We start from the raw sequence: 18,471 nt of genomic DNA, 5'->3' as shown, positions 1-18,471 counted from the left end.
TAATTTGCGCCCATTACACAATAAAGCCAAAAGCAAGCGAAAGGCCTTCCATGGGACGCGTTCTCCAGTTGTTTATTTTCTCACTCGCCCTCTTCACAGGCGCAGCGTCTCAGGCTCAGCAAGAGTCTTTTTCTGCTGAAAAGCTGGAAAATCTAAAGCGTGATGTTATTAAGTTAAACCGGGATTTATTAATCCTGGAAGAAGACCTGCTCTACCCGGCACAAAGCCAAGTGGCTTTTTATGTTTCTGTGGATATCGGTCACTATTTTCAGTTGGACGCTGTGAAATTACATATCGACAATAAACTCACAGCCAGCCATCTGTATACCGATCACCAACGCAGTGCCCTTGTACGCGGTGGTATCCAACCCCTGCACAAAAGCAACCTGAAATCTGGTAACTACACCATTTCCGCTTTCTTTACCGGTCTTGGACCAGAGGGACGCGAGTATAAGCGGGGCGCTACTCTAGAGTTGGAAAAGACCGATGAGCCCGTTGTTATCGAATTACGCATCTCAGATAAAACCGGCAAACAACAGCCGGACTTTGAACTCATTCAATGGCCCACGCCCTGATTACCCATGAGCTACCGGCCCCTCTCCCGCATAATATCCCTCAGTGTCGCTTTGCTAGGTGCCAGTTTGCCTGCTTATGGCACCGAGACCGAAGTTACCTCGGAAGGAACAGCGCCTCAGGAAAAGACGCAATCCGAAGACAAAAAGTATCGCCAAGCTCAGGATATGTCCTACGGGGCAACCCTGTATGAGTACTTTCAAGGCAATAATTTCGATGCCCTCAGTACCCTGCTTGTCGCCAAGCAACGTGATTCAATTAAAGTTCACCGCGACAGTGCCGCATTGATCGAAGGGGGAATCAGCCTCAGTTTTGGTCTGCATCGGCGCGCTGCCGAACTTTTCGAACTACAGCTTCAAACCGGCAACCAAGATACAGATTCCAAACTGCACCAGGCAGCCTGGCTGAAACTGGCAGAGCTGAACTATTTGCAGGGTGACTTTTCCTTAGCGGCAAAAAATCTGGAAAAGTCTGGAGCCATAGATTCCTCTACCCTCCCCCTTAACCTGGCCTTGCGCAGTGAAGAAATCTCCACAGCCCAGGAATTCCTTAAAAGAGCCGATCTGTCGCTGTCAGAGCGCCTACTCGGGCATATCAATCTAGGCGCAGCCTTAGCCCGAAGAGGAGAGTTAGTTGCCGCCGCCGAGGAATATCGCTTCGCAAGCACACTGGCGACTGAGCAGGATGAACCCTCAGAGGATATCCTGATACTCGCGGACAAAGCGCATATCGGCGCTGGCTACGCTATGGCATTGTCAGAGCAGTTTTCCCAGGCCCAAGCTGAATTTTCCCAAGTGCGCCTGCACACTCCCTGGGCAACCAAAGCTCTGCTCGGGCTCGCTTGGTCTTCGATCAACAGCGAGCAATACCAGGAGGGGGTAGATGCCCTGCGTTTTTTATTGGCAGAACACCAACACAGTCCCGCCGCACGGGAGGCAAGGGTCGCCCTGCCCTATGCCTATGAAAAGCAGGCTGAACGCAATAAAGCCCTAAGCGCCTATAGTGATGCAGCCACATATTTCGAGAGCACATTGCAGCAGCTGCAGCACTTACAGCGGAAGCTGTCTTCAGAACCGCTGGCGGATGCCAGCCAATTTAGTCAGTCACAACGCTACGGCTGGCTACAACTGGCTCAAGCCGCACCCTTACTGCGGGACAACCAGCATTTTCTCTTACCCATTTTACAGAGCGATCAATTCCAACTGCGCCTGTCGGAGCTCCGCGACCTGCAGCAGATGGATAGGGTACTCAATGACTGGTCACAAAAAATTCCACAATTGCATTCATTGATCGAAGAGCGTCACCAAAGGCGCTCCGGCATCATCGGGCAGTACCAGAGCGCAGAGTTTGACCAGCAACTGCAAATCGCCAAGCAACACTACCGCAATCTCAACGATGCCCTGGCCCAAATAGAAGGGGAGCGTGACGCACTGACTCTGCTCGAAGCTACCAGCAACGGGGAGGGTGGAAATAACAGTGAGATATTCGAGATGCTGGAGATACTCCAGGGCGCTGAGCAACGCTATCAACTAATGCGCAGTAACGGTAAGGGGTCCGACTACCAGGGCGAGACCCTGGCTAAAGCCCGTGGCATTTTATTATGGCAAGCCAGCGAACAGTATCATCACCGCTTGTGGCAACAGCGCAAAACTCTGCAACTACTCGAATCCAGCTTACGCGATGGTGAGAAGCAACTAGGTAAAACCTCTGTAGAAGTGGGCCGCGCACCGCAATTGACCCAGCTAACAGAGCGACTGGCTAGCACTGCGGCGCAATTATCCGGCCAACGAGCAGCCATAGCCAAAACGGCTTCAAAGGTTGAGGCTGCCCTACGCCGGGATATTATTGCTGAGCTGGAGCGAGAGCAGTCGCGGATTCACAGTTACCAGGCCCACACCCGCCTCGCTATCGCGCGCTTACAGGATGCCTCCATGCTAGAGGCCGCCAGCCAGCCTCCGCCAAAAAACCCTGAGAAAAATACTCAGGTGGAAACGCAAGATGGCAAAAATACTCACGAAAAAGGCAATGCCACAGTAGAGAAAATAACTGAGGAAAAGACCGCAGAAGCCCTATTGCCCGATAATGAAGGGGGGCAGAGTGAATAGGTTTGGTTCCAGAAGCTTTTCCCTGCGTCTGCTCACTGCCGCTATCTGCTGTATCAGTACCGCCTGCAGCAATCAGTCCGCACTGACACTTGCAGATCTGCCCACGGCCACGGCTGCTTCCACTGAAGAACCTGTATCAGCTCACCCTGAGTTGATATCGGTTGATCTCGCCACTCTCGTGCAGAGCTATCAACAAGCACTGGCCAGCCAGCCAGACCCGCAGATTCGCGCACAGATTCGTTTGCGCCTGGCCGATCTGGAAATGGAGCGACTGGAGCAACATCAGGCGGATAACCCGGAAGTTTCAGTCGGTTTTGCCAGTGCGGTGCAGCACTACCAGACACTCGCCAAAGAGAGCCCTCGAGACGACTATATTCTCTATCGTTTGGCGCGAGCTCGTGCTATGGATGGCGAAATGCCAGGCGCGCTGCAAGCACTGGAGCGCATCGCCCAGGGCGCGCCTGACTCACCGTTTATGGGGGAGGTTTTATTCCGCCGAGGCGAAGCGGCTTTCAATCGCAAGGAGTATTCGGCAGCGGCACGGGACTTCCGCGCATTGCTGGAGAAGGGCGAAAGTCCATTTTCCGATAATGCCCGCTATATGCTCGCCTGGTCAGAGTTTAAATCCAGCGATTATCGCCGTTCCACGGAGATATTTCTCGAGTCTCTGGATATTCTGCAGCAGCGTGCCAGCGAAGCAGAGTTACCTCTGGGCCAGAAGCGCCTGCGCGAGGATAGCCTTCGTGGCCTGGCCCTGAATTTTAGTTACCTGGGCGGTGCCGAAGCTATCGAGTCCTTTAATCCCGATGGCAAACCACGAGGTTATCAGCACCTGCTGTACAGCGCTCTGGGCAATTGGTATCGAGAAAAAGAGTTATTCCGCAACAGCGCGGATACCTATCTGGCTTTTGTTAAGCACTACCCCAATAGCACTGAAGCGCCATCATTACATTTGCAAGCTATTGAAACACTGCAAAATGGCGGCTTACACGATGAGGTGCTTCCAACCAAGCGGGAATTTGTACAGCGCTATGGTATTCACAGTGAGTATTGGCAGCAGGCAGAGACAAGTCAGCGCGAAGCCCTGGCACAGTCACTGCGCCCCTGGCTTGAGGAGTTAGCCCAATTTGACCACGCGCGCGCGCAGGAACTTGCTCAGTTAGCGACCAAGGCACCGGCTAATAAAAGTAAACAAAAACAGCAGCTCAAAGCTCAGTCTCGCAAAGCTTACCTAGCGGCAGCGGAACTCTACCGGCAGTTTTCACAGACTTTTCCACAGGACCCCCGCACTCCACCAATGGTCTTCCTGATGGCCGAATGTCTCGAGCAGGCTGGCGACTACGCTGGAGCCTGGCGCGCATACAGCCAGGTAGCCTGGGAATATCAAGACAAGAAGCATGGTGCGGAGGCTGGTTATGCAGCCATTCTTAGCTCGGCACAAGTGCATAAAGAAACACCGGGGCAGGATGCCGAGCAAAAAATCCTGTGGCTGGATCGCAACATTGAGGCCAGCCTTAAATTTGCCCAGAGCTGGCCGCAGGATAAAAGGGCCTTACCAGTACAACTATCTGCCGCAGATAAGCTGCTACAACAGTCACGTTTTGCCGAGGCTATTGCCGCCGCACAAGCTGCAGATCAGTGGCAGCCACCAGCGAATAAGGCTCAGCAATTAAATATCGCGATGATCCTGGCTCACAGTCACTTTTCATTGAAAGATTATATGGCTGCGGAAGAAGCCTATACCCGTGCGCTGAATATACAGCCTAAGGACAGCCATTTGCGCGAGGACACACGCAAGCAACTTCAACTTTCCATCTATAGGCAGGCAGAGTTGGCACTTGCGCAACCAGCACTCACCGAGGATGGCAGAGAGATTCCCAGTGAGGAGGCGTTGCACCACCTGCTGCGAATCAGGAAGAGTGGACGCAGCGAAATTGCAGCCACCGCCCAGTATGACGCGATCAATTACCTGATGGAATTACAGCAGTGGCAGCGTGCCAGTGCTGAACTTGCAGACTTCCGGAGTTTCTATCCTGCACATCAGCTGGCACCTACCCTCGCCGCCAAGGCGGTAGTTATTTTTGAAGCCTTGAAAATGCCTGCCGCTGCAGCCGGCGAATTACTGCAACTTGCACAAAATGATCCCGACCGAGAAGTACGTCGCCAATCCTTATTCCTCGCGGCGGAAAGCTTGCAAAAAGCAGGTGAGCATCAAGGTGCCATTGAGAGTTACCGTAACTACAACAAGCTCTGGCCAAAGCCTGCTGAACAACGTCTGGAAGCGCAATATCAGTTAGTGCAACTCTACGGGCAAACCAATCAACGTAATAAACAGAATTATTGGCTACAGCAATTAGCAAAAAATTCAGAAAAATCCCCTCGGGGCCGCTACCTATCCGCCTATTCCCAAAGCGCATTGGCAGAGCAGAGCTATGAAAAATTCGCTTCATTAAAATTGCACTTGCCGCTAAAAACCAGTCTCGCCAATAAAAAGCGCGCGATGAAAACCACCGTGGCCGATTATCGCAAGGTTCTCGAGCTGGAAATTGCGGAATTCACCACCCAGGCCAATTTCCGTTTAGCTGAAGTTTATCGACAGCTCAGCCGTGACCTGATGGAATCTCAACGCCCCAATAACCTGAATGACCTTGAGTTGGAGCAGTACGAAATCCTACTGGAAGAACAGGCCTTCCCCTTCGAGGAAAAGGCTATAGAGCTGCATCAGGCCAATATTCAGCGCACCAGTGATGGAATTTACGACGACTGGGTCAAACGTAGTTTTGCCTCACTCGGCGAATTGTTACCCGCACGCTATAAAAAACCGGAAGCAACCCTGGAGTGGAGCCATGCACTGCATTGATTTGCGCAATTGCCCCAGTGGTATTTTTCGCTTCACAGCAACACTACTGATTCTGGCGACACTCAGCGCCTGTGGCAGCCTTCCACTTGGTAAAAATGCTCAACAGAAGGACGCCTCAATTGAGCATGTAATTACCGAAAACCCCTATTTGGCGGATGCCAAGCGGGTTCCCAAAGAGGCCAGCGTCGCTATGGCTCAGGCACACGAGAGCTTTAACAACGGAGATAGCTCAACCGCAATGCAGCAGCTAAAGCAGGTCATTGAACGCTGGCCAGAACTCTCTGGCCCCTGGCTAAACCTCGGGATAGTACAGAAGAAAAGTGAACAGGCCGAGCATGCGGAAAATAGCTTTCGCAAGGCGATTGAGGTCAATGACGGTAATGTATTTGCCTGGAATCAGTTGGCTGCACTACTACGCGACGCTGGCCGTTTCGAAGAGGCCGAACAGTGCTACCTGCAGGCGCTGAACCTTTGGCCGGACTTTAGCGATGCGCACCGCAATCTGGGTATTCTCTATGACCTCTATCTAAACAGGCCGGAAGAGGCATTACAGCAATACCGTTTGGCCCAGAGCAGTCGAGAACAAGGAGACAAATTACTCGACGCTTGGATATTGGAACTGGAGCGTAGACTCTGATGCGAGATAAATTAATCATTCTAATGTCCGTAATATGCGCCTGCTTCACCGCCCGTGCGGATGAAATTACCACACTGGAATCCACGGTAATCGGTAGTCAGGAACAGCCCAAAGTGCTGTATATCATCCCTTGGAAGCAAGCCGACAGCCTGCAGCGCCTTGATAGTTCTCTGGCCCAAAATTTTAATACCGTTTTCAAGCACCAGGAGCTCTCAGAATTCAAACGGGAAATTCAACTGCTCAGTGCCAAGCCGGTTGTTGAAGAAAAAAATGAATAGAAAAAATAATAATACTCATCAAGCACCACAAACTAATGTAATCGTGCTTTTTTGCTGAAACTCAGTACTCCAGTGGAGCAGGGATAAGCCACCGCAGGTATTTCACTTATCAGGAGTTTATTGTAGAGCCCTCATCCGACTCCACAATATTCATCATCATGCCCAATGACCATGGAATGGCCGTTTGGCAAAAAAATATCGCTAATTAAACACTTACTTCTGTGGAGACACTCATCATGGAATTTACTCAGGCGTTATTGCGCTTTTTCCAGACTGGCGGCCCTTTTATGTACCCTATTGCCCTGGTGCTGGTTATCGGCCTCGCCATGGTAGTGGAACGCTGGATTTTTCTTTCCCGCGCTAAGAGCGCCAATCGCCGCGCTTATCTGCAGGTATTACCGCTACTGCAAAAACGCAGTTATCAAAATGTACTACAACTGGCCCGGGACAACGATGCTGCGATGGGTCGCATTGCCGCCGCCGGTATTAATACTCTGCAATTCGCCAAGCGCGAGGAAAATATTGCATTGGCAATCGAAGAGGGCATCCTCGAAGCAGTACCGCGCCTGGAAAAGCGCACCAACTACCTGGCTACCCTGGCCAATATTGCTACCCTACTCGGTTTGTTAGGCACCATTATGGGCCTTATCGCAGCGTTCACCGCTGTAGCCGCTGCCGACCCTGCGGAAAAAGCCACTATGTTGTCTACCAGTATCTCCGTAGCAATGAATACCACCGCATTCGGGCTTATCTCAGCAATTCCCCTTCTGCTATTTAATTCCATGCTACAAAACAAGACCAATGAAATTGTAGATAGCCTGCAGATGGCCGGAGTAAAGTTCCTAAACCTGTTGACTATGGGCCGCCCACAAAAAACGGAACAGCAGCGCGCAGTGAATGCCTGAGGGCTCTCGCCATGTTGAAATTAAATATTCGTCGCCGTGGACATGAGGAAGCAGAGCTGGACATCACCTCTTTTATGAGCCTGATGACTATCCTGGTTCCTGTACTGCTGCTCAATATGGTGTTTTCCCATATTTCAGTTTTAAAACTCAATCTTCCTGGCATCAGTGATGGAAGCAGTAGTGCAACTGAACAGGAAAATCGACAGTTGGAACTGGTATTACGCACCGCACATGTTGATATCAATTACCCGGCCGGGCAACTAGTCAGGCGAGTGGAGAATACCGATGGTGAACCAGATATGGAAACGGTTTCCCTGATATTGCAGCAGATAAAGCGTAACTTAAGGGAAAAATCCATCGAGAAAGACGACTTGGTCATTCTCTCGGAAAAAGGTACATCCTATAAAACCCTGGTGGCAGCTATGGATACCGCACGCAGCTATCGAGCAGTAGTTGCCGCATCAGTCGTCGATGCCGAGTTGTTCCCACAGATTTCCCTGGGCGATGCCCCCCAGCAAACAACCGTAGTGGGGAAATAAAATGATGCTTAACGCAGCCGCCAAATTACAGGAGCGGCGTCAGCGACAGAAACGACAGCAATCGAAGCTCAATCTGGTTTCTCTAATGGACATTTTCACCATTCTGGTATTTTTCCTGTTGGTGAACTCCACTAGCGATGTACAGGTTTTGCAAACAGACAAAACTATCAAGCTACCCAAGTCCACTTCTCAGCAAAAGCCGGAAGTTACTACGGTCGTGAGGGTCAATAATCAGCAATTATTCGTTGGTGATCGCATGATCGTGGGCATTAACGATATTGACGCTGGTAAGGAAAATATCGAGCCCCTCTTGAAGGAACTGGAGTACCGCGCCGAACGCGCCGGTGAACTCAGCGACGAGCAAAAACAAAGGGGACGCTCGGTCACCATTATGGGTGACGAGCAGGTTCCCTATGAGTTGCTCAAACAGATTATGCAGACCTGCGCCCAGGCAGATTACCGCGATATCTCTTTTGCTGTTGAGCAGACAGCACCAATAGATCCCGCGGGGGTGGAAAGCTGATATGAGCACTGCAACCAGCCGCTATGCCCCCTGGCAACTACAGGAAACCCTGTTGCCCTGGTCTGCTTCCAACCAGGAAGACCAGCGCTTTATAAAGTTCCTGCGTGCAGGGCTTATTGTCTTCGCCGTTTGCGGTTCCATCGTTACCTTTGCTCCAGTGCCGGAGCTGACCCGGGAACAGGCAGAGCGAGTGCCACCACAACTGGCCAAGGTTATCCTGGAGAAAAAGGAGCTCCCCAAGCCGAAGCCCAAACCCAAGGCCAAACCAAAGCCTGAGGAAAAAAAACCTGACGCAGAGAAACCCAAAGAAAAACCAGAACCTAAAAAAGTCGAGAAGGAAAAGCCGAAACCGGCTCCGAAACCCGAGCCCAGTAAAGTAGAGACACTCCCTGTTGCCACTATACAAAAAGCGCGGGAAAAAGCGGCGAGCAGCGGCATCAATGCCCTGGCCGACGATTTATTGGATATGCGTGAGAGTTTTGATACGGGTGAAGTTACCCGCGGTCAGCTCAGTGCCGGTAACGCCACTGCCGCACAAACACAGCGCAATATGATCAGCGACAAATCCAAAACTTCAAGCGGTGGAGTCCGGGCCGAAAGTATCAGCACTGACACCGGAGGCGTATCACTGGCGGGCCGACAAACCACCCGGGTTGAGCAGGCTCAGGCAAAAGGCTCCGCCAAGCAGGCGGCCAGGAGAGTCAGAGGTGAGAAGTTGGCGCGAACTGACAATGCCATTCGCGGCATAATGGAGGCCAACAAGGCGGCAATCAATGCGATCTATGACCGTGCCTTACGCCGTGATCCCACCCTGCAGGGTAAAATTACCGTGCAGCTGGTGATTGAAGCAAACGGCACTATTTCGTCCATCAAGTTGATTGAGAGTGAGCTGAACAACCCCGCCCTGGAGCGCAAGCTGCTGGCGAGGATCCGCATGATTAACTTTGGTTCTGCGGATGTTAAAGCCACAACCCGCAATTACTCCATCGACTTCCTGCCATCCTGATTGGGGTTTTGGATAAATGACATTGGCATAGCGGAGCAACCCTTTACAGCTTGCTCGCTGTGCCAATTTCTTTTCCGCACTGATTAATTCAAATCTGCAGCGTATTGTCGCAGTAGCTGTAGAGGTACTATCTCCAGAGCTTTCACATGGGTACGCTGTAAAAAAACTCTCGGTGCCCTATCCTGCTGCTGGGCCTCCAACCAGCGGGCGGCGCACAGGCACCAGCGATCTCCCGGAGCCAACCCCGGAAACCCGTACTCCTCAATCGGCGTACTCAGGTCGTTGCCACGGCTGCGGGAAAATGCCAAGAACTCATCATTTACTTCCACACAAACCGTGTGGGAGCCTTGATCCTCTTTGCAGGTGTTGCAGCAGCCGTCGCGAAAAAAACCGGTCATTGGTGCCAGGCTGCAGGGAATAAGTGCATCGCCAAACACATTAACCGAACTATCCATCTCCATTATCAACCTTCCCCCTCGGTGCCATTGAGTAATTCGATATCCACCAGCTGCCAATGCAGCCCATTGCGCTGCATAATCAACCGCAGTTCTGCCCGGTTGGCCTCCCCGTAATCCGCACTCAGGTGGTTAATATCGGTAAAACGCCATTTGAGACGTCTCCAACTGCTCTCAGGCTTTTCTTCAGAATCTTGCCGGGTCTGCGGATAGGAATCTGCCTGGGGTGCTGTGTCCTGGCCAAACAACTTTCGTTCCATCCCCTGTAAGTCCTCACCGCCACGCAACAGGGCTGCGACCCCCTCTGGGGTTACAAACTGTTGCATTAATGGCCCTATGACAAAATTCGCACCGGCGGTTAGTAGCTCATCAAATTCCTGTGGAATTGAATTGCCTATAGAAGAGCGCAGCTGTTCCTGTAAACGAACTCTTAAATTGTCACGTAATACCGGAAAGTCTACGTAGCGTTCCAGCGTATCGATACTCTCTCGCCTTTTTTCTGGCTCTTGCGCACCCGCCATTTGCGCCGCACGCTGCAACTGTTCCATTGCATAAAAGGGCAGTGCCACATATCCAGCTGTGATAACCATTATTATCACAGCCCCCGCCCATAGAAATTTCTTCATTATTACCTTTCCTCTTTACGTCTAAGGGGAATTTTATGCTGAGAAAGATTCATCACCTAATTTGCCGCTGTACTGGCGTGGCATTGTTCCCACAACGCGCCTGTGCGATATTCGTCTTCAAGGCTCTGCACATCCCAATCCGTTAACTTTTAATAAGGAAATCAAACAGGATGAGTGATATTTATCAGGCCCCCCAGGCAGAATTGGCCGGCAGGGAAGAGAGTAATGACTTTGGTTCTGTTGAAAAGGGGCTTGCCGGAGATTATTCCTTTTCAATTGGCGATGCCATCAGCGAGGGCTGGAAACTCTCACTAAACAACCTCGGCACCATCTGGATTGGCCTGATACTCTATTTTGTGGGTGTTTTTGCATTAGCGTTCATACTGTTCTCGCTCTTTGGCCTCTCATTATTAGGCGCCTTTGATATTGGATCATTCCTACTTTTGACTCTTGTAGGCCCTATTGCATTAGTGGCGCTGTGTGCTCCTCTAATGGCAGGTATGGCCATGACGGGAATTAAGATTGCACGAGGAGAAAAAGCGACCGGGACCGAAGTGTTTGCCTACTTCGATAAAATCATCCCCCTGGGACTCGTATCTATTCTGACCTACATACTGATCTCTATAGGCTACACCCTCTTTATCATTCCAGGCGTTTACCTAATGGTTGCCTACATTATGGCTCTGCCACTAATTGTCGATCAAAATATGGGGGCTTGGCAGGCTATGGAAGCCTCGCGCAAGGCAATTACTCACAACTGGTTCACCTTCTTCGGTTTCTTGATTCTACTCATCGCTATTTACTTGGTAGGAAGCTTTGCTTTCTTAATCGGCTTGATTTTTGCTCTGCCATTGATGTCCGTGGCCTACGGTATCGCTTATCGCCAAGTGTTCGGCGGCTCTAGCAAAGCTTGATTTATTGATTACTCAACAGGATTGGTAGCTTGCTGGATACCACCTACAACGTCGAAACCCCTGAGGGTATCGATCTGCGTGCACGGGCTGCAGGGCCTGTGCCGCGCATCCTCGCCTTTGCCGTGGATGTGTTTTACCGCACCCTAATTCTGACCGCTCTGGGTATAGGTTTGGCCTTTGCCGAAACCGCCGGTATAGGAATCTGGCTGGTCTGCTCCTTCCTGCTGGAGTGGTTCTACCCGGTGTTTTTCGAAGTGCTGCGCGGCGGCCAGACACCGGGTAAGAAGGCCTTCGGCCTGATGGTAGTCAACGACAATCTCACCCCCATCTCCTGGGGTGCTTCCATAGTGCGCAACCTTTTGCGCTTTGCCGACTTTCTCCCTTTCGCTTACGCCACCGGCGTTATTGCCATGACCCTCGGGCGACACTTCCAGCGTCTCGGTGACTTGGCCGCCGGTACCCTGGTGATCTACAAGGACGAGGACAAGGTGCCTGTAGCCCTGCCGGATACAACGCCTCTTCCACCACCGCGCAATTTCAAACAACAGGACCAGCTGGCCCTGATCAGTTTACTGGAACGCCACGAAGACCTGAGCGAAGCGCGCCAACAAGAGCTGGCCAATTTGCTCGAACCCGTTACCGAGAAGAGAGATAGCGCTGCACTGGAATACCTGCGCTCTGTAGGTAGTTGGTTATTGGGCGGCAGGGGCTGAGGGGTTATGAGACAGAGAGATTTTGAGAATCGCTACCGCGACAGCTGGGCACAGCTGGAAGCCTGGCTGAAAAGCGATAGCAAAAGCACGCAGGCGAGCGCCCTGGATCTTCCGGTCGTCTACCGGGAGCTGTGTCAGCAACTGGCGGTGGCCAAAGAGCGTCAATATACCAGCCGCCTGATCGACCACCTCAACAAGCTGGTTACAGCGGCCCACCACCGGGTTTACCGCCAGCAAACTCTGCGCCGCAAAGGTTGGCTGCACTATCTGTTGGCCGGATTTCCCCAGGCGGTGCGCGCCAATGGCCGCGTAGTGTTGTTGGCAACGGCACTGTTTTTACTGCCCGCCCTAGTGATGGGCATCGGCACCTACAATAACGACGCACTGATTTATGCGGTGATGTCGCCAGGAGACGTATTATCCTTGGAGTCAATGTACGATCCCGGCAACCGCGTGCTGGGGCGCGAGCGCGGCTCCGATACCGATCTGGCCATGTTTGGCTTCTATATCAAGAACAATATCGGCATTGCTTTCCGAACTTTTGCCGGGGGCATATTGTTCGGACTCGGCTCCATCTTTTTCCTGGTCTTTAATGGGCTATTTATCGGTGCGGCTTTTGGGCATATCACGCGAGTGGGATTTGTCTCCACGTTTTACCCTTTTGTGATCGGCCACGGCGCCTTTGAGCTGACCGCCATAGTACTGGCCGGCGCCGCTGGCCTGTTGTTAGGGCGCTCGCTGGTAGAGCCGGGACAACACCGCCGTTCTGTGGCACTGCGCCTGGCCAGTGTCGAGGCCATGAAAATCATGTACGGCACTTTCCTGATGCTGGTGATCGCCGCCTTCCTCGAAGCCTTCTGGTCCTCCAGCGCTACCACGCCCATAACAATGAAGTTAGGTTTCGGCGCCCTGCTGTGGCTGCTGGTATTCGCTTACTTCGCCCTGGCTGGGCGCGGGGATTCCAGCCATGCAAATTAAAAATATGGCGGTAAGGGCACGCCTGCGCTCACCCTGGGAATCCATCGATCTGGGTGTCGCCCTGGCACGCAAGCACTGGCTGCCGATGTTTCTGGTCTGGTTGTTGCCGGCAGCTTTGGTACTGGGTGCCTTAGCCTGGTTCTTCCCGGCTCATCCCGGCTGGTCACTGTTCGCTCTCTGGTGGTTAAAACCGGTGTTTGACCGCCTGCCGCTGTTCATGATCAGCCGCACTCTGTTCGGCGCACCGGTATCTGCACTGGCAGCACTCAAAGAGTTTTTCCGCCACAACCGCACCGACTGGCTCGCCTGGATCACCCTCCGTCGCCTGAGCCCGACCCGCTCTTTTGATATGCCGGTCACTGTACTGGAGCAATCCAAAGGCACGGCTCGTAGCGCGCGTATCAGTGTATTGCACCGCAAACACTCCGGTGCGGCCACCTGGCTGACCTTGACTGGTATTCACCTGGAATCCTTCTTCCTGATCGCAGCCTTTATCTTGATTTATCTGTTTATTCCCGAGCAGATTGTGGCAAATATCCAATGGATTCCACTGATTCGCGGCGAGACCCTGGCACTGGAATGGGCATCCAATATTCTCTGTTTACTTATTATGGCGGCGGTGGCGCCGTTTTATATCGTCAGCGGCTTTTGCCTGTATATCGGCCGGCGCATCGAGCTGGAAGGCTGGGATATCGAGATTCAATTCCGCGATTTGGTCGAGCGCTACCGACACACTCAACGGGCTGGTAAAAAGACCTCCACTAGCACCTCCCCCCTAGCCGCTCTGTTGTTACTGTGCGTCCTGGCCGGCACCTCCCTGGCACCGGCGCCACAGGCCTATGCGGAAACGTTGCAAACCCCGGCTCAAGCGCAACAACATATTGACGAGATTCTCGCCGGAGAGGATTTTCACAGCATTGAGCAGGAGAGCGGCTGGCGCCTGAAAAAAATTGAAGAAGAGCGAGGAAAAATTCCCGAGTGGATCATTGAGCTATTCGAATGGCTATTCAAATGGCTTATGCAAAACTCTCAGGAGGCTGATGATTCCTCAGACATCAACTGGGGGGCACTGCTCGCCAAGCCCATTGAGTTACTACTTTGGATTGGCGTGATTGCCGGCTTGCTCTATCTGGGGTGGCGCCACCGCGAAGCCATCCTCAACAGCTTGCGCTGGCAACACAAACCCAAAACAAAACCGGTAGCGCCAGAAACCCTGTTCGGACTCGATGTACGTCAGTCCAGCCTGCCCGACGACGTATGCGCGGAAGTGATGCGCCTGTGGCGGACCGGCGATCAACGCGCCGGTCTCGGCCTCCTGTATCGTTCCACCCTGTCCCATTTAATTGAGGATTTCCAGTTCCAGTTTGGCGACCACCTTACCGAAAGCGAGTGTGCCCAGCTGGTAAGCCAGCGCCAACGATCACCACAGGAAGCGCTGCGCCCAGTCAGCGCCCCATTGAGCCAGTTTGTGCAGCAACTCACCGGCAGTTGGCAACAGCTGGCCTATGCTCATCGCCCCCCCGCCGATGAGCAGCTGGGCGGCCTGTGCCAACAGTGGCAGGAGGTGTTCGGCAATGACCGTTAAACGTCTAGTAATTGGCTTCGCCCTGCTGCTCTGTGCGGCACTGGTATGGTTATTTCTCACCTTTTTTGAACGCTACACAGAAGAAAAGGATCGCGGTTGGGGGCCTGAGGCGCGGCGCAATCTGTTTCTGGCGGCCGAGCACTACTTGGCGCAAGTGGGGCTGGAACCGCGCCAGGCAGAAAATATCTCCATCCTGAATGGGCTGTCCCCAAATGCGACTCTGTTTATCGCTAACTCCAGCCAAGCATACAACTCCCAGCGGGTTGAGGAGCTACTGCAATGGGTGGAAAGCGGGGGACACGCCATCGTAGTGGCACGTACTGCAGGGTTCGATTCCGAGGAAGGAGGCAGTGCCGAACGCGACTGGCTGCTGGAAAACCTGGGCGTCTCCATCGTAGAAGGCCACGAGGAATATCGCTTTGAGCATCCCCTGCAGCCACTGTTGGGCGAAGATGCCGAACTGAGCCCGGAGCAGAGCCCCGGTGAGGCCATGCGCGAATACAATCGCAAAATCGACGAAGCCGAAGAGCAGGCCGAGACCAAAAAGAAAAAACCCCGCAACCCTGATGTTGAACCGGAAGACTTGATCACTCTGCCTACCGCCGGTGGGGCTGAGATTCAATTACATTTCGACGCAGGCCAACTGCTCTATCACGAGGGGATCGATAACAGCAGCGCTGAGGGCGCACCGGTGTTCTTCGCCAAGGTATGGCGCGAAGACGAAGCCGTGCCTTTTATGCAATTTGAGCGGGGTCAAGGGGTTATCACCCTGCTGACCGATAACACTATCTGGCAATCCCACCGAATCGGCCATTTCGACCACGCCTATTTCCTGCAGCTTTTGGCCGGAAGTGGCGATTTCGTCTTTCTGACCCGCCCTCGTTTCGACTCCCTGGGTTTTTTAGCGAAAAAGTACGCTTCTGAGTTTTTTATCTCCGGCCTACTCGCCTTGCTCGGCTGGCTGGTTCTACATGCGCGCCGCTTTGGCCCGTTGCAACCACCGCCTGAAATTGCCCGGCGCTCACTGTTGGAGCATATCTCCGCCTGCGGCCACTACTACTGGCGCGACGACCAGTGCGAACGGTTACTGCGCGGCCAGCGCGAAGAGCTGCTGCGCCGGCTCGGCGCTGCGGACGCCAACGCCAAGACCAAGCGCAAACTGTGCCAGCACCTCAGTGATGCCACCGGCCTCAGTGAAACCAAACTGGTCGCCTGCCTTTGGGGCACACCGGCGACCAGCGAAGAAACCTTTACCGAACAAATGCGCAATCTGCAGCGTATAGAGGCAGTCCTATGAGTGATACCACCCTGAACCCAGAACCAAAAACCCACACCGAGGCACCGGACTGGCAGGCTGCCTCAGCCCAACTGCAACTGCTACGCAACAATATCAACCGCCTGCTGATCGGTCAGGAGCAGGTCGTCGAACAGGTGTTGGTGGCCTTGCTGGCTTCCGGCCACGTACTGCTGGAAGGCGTACCCGGCCTCGGCAAAACCCTGTTGGTGCGCACCCTGGCCAGCTGCTTTGGCGGTCACTTCCGCCGCATCCAATTCACCCCGGACCTGATGCCAGCTGACGTGACCGGCCATGCCATGTACAACATGGGCGAAAGCCGCTTCGAAGTGCGCCGCGGCCCGGTATTTACCAACTTACTGCTTGCGGATGAAATCAACCGCGCCCCGGCCAAAACCCAGGCGGCCCTGCTCGAGGTGATGCAGGAGAAGCAGGTCACAATCGATGGCAAGGCATTTCCCGTACCCAGCCCCTTTATGGTGCTGGCCACCCAGAACCCTATTGAGCAAGAGGGCACCTATCCACTGCCGGAGGCGGAGCTGGACCGCTTCCTACTCAAAGTTCTGATCGACTACCCCAGCCTGGAGGCCGAGCTGAAACTGGCCGCCGCCGCCAGCAGCGGCCGAATCGAGCAGCACCTGCGAGAGAAGTCCGCCGGCGAGATAACCGTGGAGCAACTGCAACAACTGCAAGCCCTGGTACCCCAGGTAGCCCTGGACCAGCAGGTGCTGGATTACGCCGTGCGCCTGGTGCGCGCCACCCGCGACGCCAACCAGTTGCGCAGCCCAGCGGGTCCCCGCGCCAGTATCGGCCTGTTGCAGGCCGCACGTGCCAGCGCCCTGTTACAGGGGCGGGAATTTGTACTGCCCGACGATATCAAGGCAATGGCGATCCCTGTCATGCGCCACCGCGTGAGCCTGTCCCCAGATATGGAAATCGATGGCGAGACCACCGACAGTGCTCTGGCCATGATTATCGATAGCGTCGAGGCGCCACGACTGTGACACAGGATGTCGCTGCGACAGAGGTTCCATACGCAAAACCTCAGCTCGGAAGGCCCGGGCCCAGCCACCGCCTGGTGAAGCTCCTCGGCTACTGGTGCCTAGCTGCGCTTACGGTGAGCGCCGCGCGCATCTGGGCACCCCAATCTGCGGAGCTGTTGCAGTCCCTCTGGTGGACAGTTGGGGGATTGCTGATCAGCGCGGCACTGTTGGATTTCCTCACCGGACGCAAGATTCTGGGCCTGGAGGGCGAGCGCAAACTGCCTGGCAATTTGGCCCTGGGCGTGCGCAACTGCGCTCATTTGAAGTTGCGCAACCATGGCCAGAGGGCCCTGAAGCTATCGGTATGTGACAACGTACCAGAACAGCTGGGCAGCAACGGATTACCACGCCGGGCGCTGCTGGAGCCTGATCAGGAAGTTGCCATTGAGTACAGTCTGGTGCCCCATCGCCGCGGCAGCGCCGAGTTTGGCCGAATCGAGGTACTCGCCGACTCACCCTGGGGCCTCTGGCAAACACGCCTGTGGCTCGGCCGCGAACAGTCGGTAAAGGTCTACCCCAATTTTCTCGGCATTTCCTCCCTGCAGGCGCTCTCCACCGAGCAAACCCTGCGCCACCTCGGCCTGCATCAGCAGCAGCGCCGCGGCGAAGGCATGGATTTTCGCCAGCTGCGTGAATATCGCCAGGGCGACAGCCAGCGCCAGGTAGACTGGCGCGCTAGTTCACGCCTGCACAAACTGATCAGCCGTGAATACCAGGACGAGCGCGATCAGGAAATTATTTATATGCTCGACTGCGGTCGGCGCATGCGCGCCAAAGATGGCGAACTGAGTCACTTTGATCATGCCCTCAATGGCCTGCTGCTATCCGCCTATGTGGCGATAAAGCAGGGCGACGCCGTGGGTCTGCAGGCCTTCGCCGCCGCACAGGACAGCTCCGGCGGGCAACTGCCACCGGTAAAGGGTGCGAACGCCATCAACCTGTTGCTGAACAATGTCTACGATCTGCACTCCGGCACTGGCAGCGCGGACTACAGCGGCGCCGCCCAGCAACTGCTGGGTGCCCACAAGCGCCGCGCACTGGTGATTCTAATTACCAACCTGCGCGATGAAGACAGCAGTGAACTGCTCACCGCAGTGCGGCTGCTCACTCGCAATCACTTAGTGATGGTGGCGAGCCTGCGGGAGACCGCCGTAGATCGAATGGCACAAAAGCCTGTCGGGGATTTTTCCGAGGCCGTCGAAGGCGCAGCCGCACGGGATTTTCTTCGTCGCCGTGCGCGCCTATTGCAACAGTTACAAGCCTGTAATGTACTAGTGGTGGATTCCCGTCCGGAGCTTTTGCACCAGGCGCTAGTGGAAGCCTACTGGCGTTTGAAACGCAGCGGCAAAATCTAACCGGTAATGAAAGCCGGGAATTCAAAGTATTTGATGTAAGAGGTAACCGAAGAGTGATGTTAACGATGTCCTAAAAAAATAA

The 18,471-nt window shown here is 53.9% G+C and carries 18 protein-coding genes; 16 read left to right on the top strand and 2 right to left on the bottom strand.

Features of this window, described 5'->3' with window-relative positions:
* The first annotated feature begins 50 nt into the window (after positions 1-50).
* The 9 genes from ACJJH9_RS00600 to ACJJH9_RS00560 all read left to right on the top strand — a co-directional run bounded on the left by ACJJH9_RS00600 (position 51) and on the right by ACJJH9_RS00560 (position 9,426).
* A complete protein-coding gene (locus ACJJH9_RS00600) occupies positions 51-575 on the top strand; it encodes an AraC family transcriptional regulator (protein WP_444923955.1) in 525 nt (174 codons plus the stop codon).
* Between the two features lie 6 nt (positions 576-581).
* Entirely contained in the window at positions 582-2,678 is a 2,097-nt protein-coding gene (locus tag ACJJH9_RS00595) for a hypothetical protein (RefSeq protein WP_444923954.1), read from the top strand.
* A complete protein-coding gene (locus ACJJH9_RS00590) occupies positions 2,671-5,538 on the top strand; it encodes a tetratricopeptide repeat protein (protein ID WP_444923953.1) in 2,868 nt (955 codons plus the stop codon). The genes ACJJH9_RS00595 and ACJJH9_RS00590 overlap by 8 nt, the downstream gene beginning before the upstream one ends.
* Positions 5,525-6,175: a tetratricopeptide repeat protein gene (locus tag ACJJH9_RS00585; RefSeq protein ID WP_444923952.1), complete on the top strand. Its 651-nt coding sequence runs from the start codon at positions 5,525-5,527 to the stop codon at positions 6,173-6,175. The genes ACJJH9_RS00590 and ACJJH9_RS00585 overlap by 14 nt, the downstream gene beginning before the upstream one ends.
* The gene (locus ACJJH9_RS00580; protein WP_444923951.1) at positions 6,175-6,453 is read left to right on the top strand and encodes a hypothetical protein; all 279 of its coding nucleotides are present in this window, start codon (positions 6,175-6,177) and stop codon (positions 6,451-6,453) included. Before ACJJH9_RS00585 ends, ACJJH9_RS00580 begins: the two co-directional genes overlap by 1 nt.
* Positions 6,454-6,689: 236 nt before the next feature.
* Positions 6,690-7,358 carry a MotA/TolQ/ExbB proton channel family protein gene (locus ACJJH9_RS00575; RefSeq protein ID WP_252083686.1) on the top strand — a complete coding sequence of 223 codons (669 nt, stop codon included), beginning with the start codon at positions 6,690-6,692 and terminating at the stop codon, positions 7,356-7,358.
* 11 nt (positions 7,359-7,369) lie between these two features.
* Complete coding sequence (locus ACJJH9_RS00570; protein WP_252083687.1) at positions 7,370-7,897, top strand: ExbD/TolR family protein; 528 nt, start codon at positions 7,370-7,372, stop codon at positions 7,895-7,897.
* A gap of 1 nt (position 7,898) precedes the next feature.
* The gene (locus tag ACJJH9_RS00565) at positions 7,899-8,420 is read left to right on the top strand and encodes an ExbD/TolR family protein (protein ID WP_444887456.1); all 522 of its coding nucleotides are present in this window, start codon (positions 7,899-7,901) and stop codon (positions 8,418-8,420) included.
* Between the two features lies 1 nt (position 8,421).
* Positions 8,422-9,426 (top strand): AgmX/PglI C-terminal domain-containing protein, encoded by a 1,005-nt coding sequence (locus ACJJH9_RS00560; RefSeq protein WP_444923950.1) that lies wholly within the window; start codon positions 8,422-8,424, stop codon positions 9,424-9,426.
* An 83-nt stretch (positions 9,427-9,509) separates the two neighbouring features.
* Here the strand turns inward: ACJJH9_RS00560 and ACJJH9_RS00555 are convergent, their stop codons facing one another.
* On the bottom strand, positions 9,510-9,887 hold the full coding sequence (locus ACJJH9_RS00555) for a DUF2237 family protein (RefSeq protein WP_252083689.1): 378 nt from the start codon (positions 9,885-9,887) through the stop codon (positions 9,510-9,512).
* A 2-nt stretch (positions 9,888-9,889) separates the two neighbouring features.
* Complete coding sequence (locus ACJJH9_RS00550; RefSeq protein WP_444923949.1) at positions 9,890-10,507, bottom strand: DUF2939 domain-containing protein; 618 nt, start codon at positions 10,505-10,507, stop codon at positions 9,890-9,892.
* A 170-nt stretch (positions 10,508-10,677) separates the two neighbouring features.
* Between ACJJH9_RS00550 and ACJJH9_RS00545 the strand changes: the two genes are divergently transcribed.
* The 7 genes from ACJJH9_RS00545 to ACJJH9_RS00515 are packed head-to-tail and all read left to right on the top strand — an operon-like array spanning position 10,678 to position 18,389.
* The gene (locus ACJJH9_RS00545; protein ID WP_444889146.1) at positions 10,678-11,421 is read left to right on the top strand and encodes a hypothetical protein; all 744 of its coding nucleotides are present in this window, start codon (positions 10,678-10,680) and stop codon (positions 11,419-11,421) included.
* A 29-nt stretch (positions 11,422-11,450) separates the two neighbouring features.
* Complete coding sequence (locus ACJJH9_RS00540; RefSeq protein WP_444903369.1) at positions 11,451-12,134, top strand: RDD family protein; 684 nt, start codon at positions 11,451-11,453, stop codon at positions 12,132-12,134.
* 6 nt (positions 12,135-12,140) lie between these two features.
* Positions 12,141-13,112, top strand: a complete 972-nt coding sequence (locus tag ACJJH9_RS00535; RefSeq protein ID WP_444910737.1) for a stage II sporulation protein M — start codon at positions 12,141-12,143, stop codon at positions 13,110-13,112.
* Positions 13,102-14,697, top strand: a complete 1,596-nt coding sequence (locus tag ACJJH9_RS00530) for a DUF4129 domain-containing protein (protein WP_444923948.1) — start codon at positions 13,102-13,104, stop codon at positions 14,695-14,697. Before ACJJH9_RS00535 ends, ACJJH9_RS00530 begins: the two co-directional genes overlap by 11 nt.
* Positions 14,687-15,994 (top strand): DUF4350 domain-containing protein, encoded by a 1,308-nt coding sequence (locus ACJJH9_RS00525; RefSeq protein WP_444923947.1) that lies wholly within the window; start codon positions 14,687-14,689, stop codon positions 15,992-15,994. The genes ACJJH9_RS00530 and ACJJH9_RS00525 overlap by 11 nt, the downstream gene beginning before the upstream one ends.
* Entirely contained in the window at positions 15,991-16,995 is a 1,005-nt protein-coding gene (locus tag ACJJH9_RS00520; protein WP_444889141.1) for an AAA family ATPase, read from the top strand. Before ACJJH9_RS00525 ends, ACJJH9_RS00520 begins: the two co-directional genes overlap by 4 nt.
* Positions 16,992-18,389 carry a DUF58 domain-containing protein gene (locus ACJJH9_RS00515; RefSeq protein ID WP_444923946.1) on the top strand — a complete coding sequence of 466 codons (1,398 nt, stop codon included), beginning with the start codon at positions 16,992-16,994 and terminating at the stop codon, positions 18,387-18,389. The genes ACJJH9_RS00520 and ACJJH9_RS00515 overlap by 4 nt, the downstream gene beginning before the upstream one ends.
* Positions 18,390-18,471 lie beyond the last annotated feature (82 nt).

Source organism: Microbulbifer mixtoriginis (SeqCode) (genome assembly GCF_052466715.1).
This window is presented reverse-complemented; position numbering and strand designations above follow the sequence as displayed.

Coding starts and splice junctions, on each gene's coding strand:
- ACJJH9_RS00600 (WP_444923955.1), top strand. CDS start 51: ATGGGACGCGTTCTCCAGTTGTTTATTTTCTCACTCGCCCTCTTCACA.
- ACJJH9_RS00595 (WP_444923954.1), top strand. CDS start 582: ATGAGCTACCGGCCCCTCTCCCGCATAATATCCCTCAGTGTCGCTTTG.
- ACJJH9_RS00585 (WP_444923952.1), top strand. CDS start 5,525: ATGCACTGCATTGATTTGCGCAATTGCCCCAGTGGTATTTTTCGCTTC.
- ACJJH9_RS00580 (WP_444923951.1), top strand. CDS start 6,175: ATGCGAGATAAATTAATCATTCTAATGTCCGTAATATGCGCCTGCTTC.
- ACJJH9_RS00575 (WP_252083686.1), top strand. CDS start 6,690: ATGGAATTTACTCAGGCGTTATTGCGCTTTTTCCAGACTGGCGGCCCT.
- ACJJH9_RS00570 (WP_252083687.1), top strand. CDS start 7,370: ATGTTGAAATTAAATATTCGTCGCCGTGGACATGAGGAAGCAGAGCTG.
- ACJJH9_RS00565 (WP_444887456.1), top strand. CDS start 7,899: ATGATGCTTAACGCAGCCGCCAAATTACAGGAGCGGCGTCAGCGACAG.
- ACJJH9_RS00560 (WP_444923950.1), top strand. CDS start 8,422: ATGAGCACTGCAACCAGCCGCTATGCCCCCTGGCAACTACAGGAAACC.
- ACJJH9_RS00555 (WP_252083689.1), bottom strand. CDS start 9,887: ATGGAGATGGATAGTTCGGTTAATGTGTTTGGCGATGCACTTATTCCC.
- ACJJH9_RS00550 (WP_444923949.1), bottom strand. CDS start 10,507: ATGAAGAAATTTCTATGGGCGGGGGCTGTGATAATAATGGTTATCACA.
- ACJJH9_RS00545 (WP_444889146.1), top strand. CDS start 10,678: ATGAGTGATATTTATCAGGCCCCCCAGGCAGAATTGGCCGGCAGGGAA.
- ACJJH9_RS00535 (WP_444910737.1), top strand. CDS start 12,141: ATGAGACAGAGAGATTTTGAGAATCGCTACCGCGACAGCTGGGCACAG.
- ACJJH9_RS00530 (WP_444923948.1), top strand. CDS start 13,102: ATGCAAATTAAAAATATGGCGGTAAGGGCACGCCTGCGCTCACCCTGG.
- ACJJH9_RS00525 (WP_444923947.1), top strand. CDS start 14,687: ATGACCGTTAAACGTCTAGTAATTGGCTTCGCCCTGCTGCTCTGTGCG.
- ACJJH9_RS00520 (WP_444889141.1), top strand. CDS start 15,991: ATGAGTGATACCACCCTGAACCCAGAACCAAAAACCCACACCGAGGCA.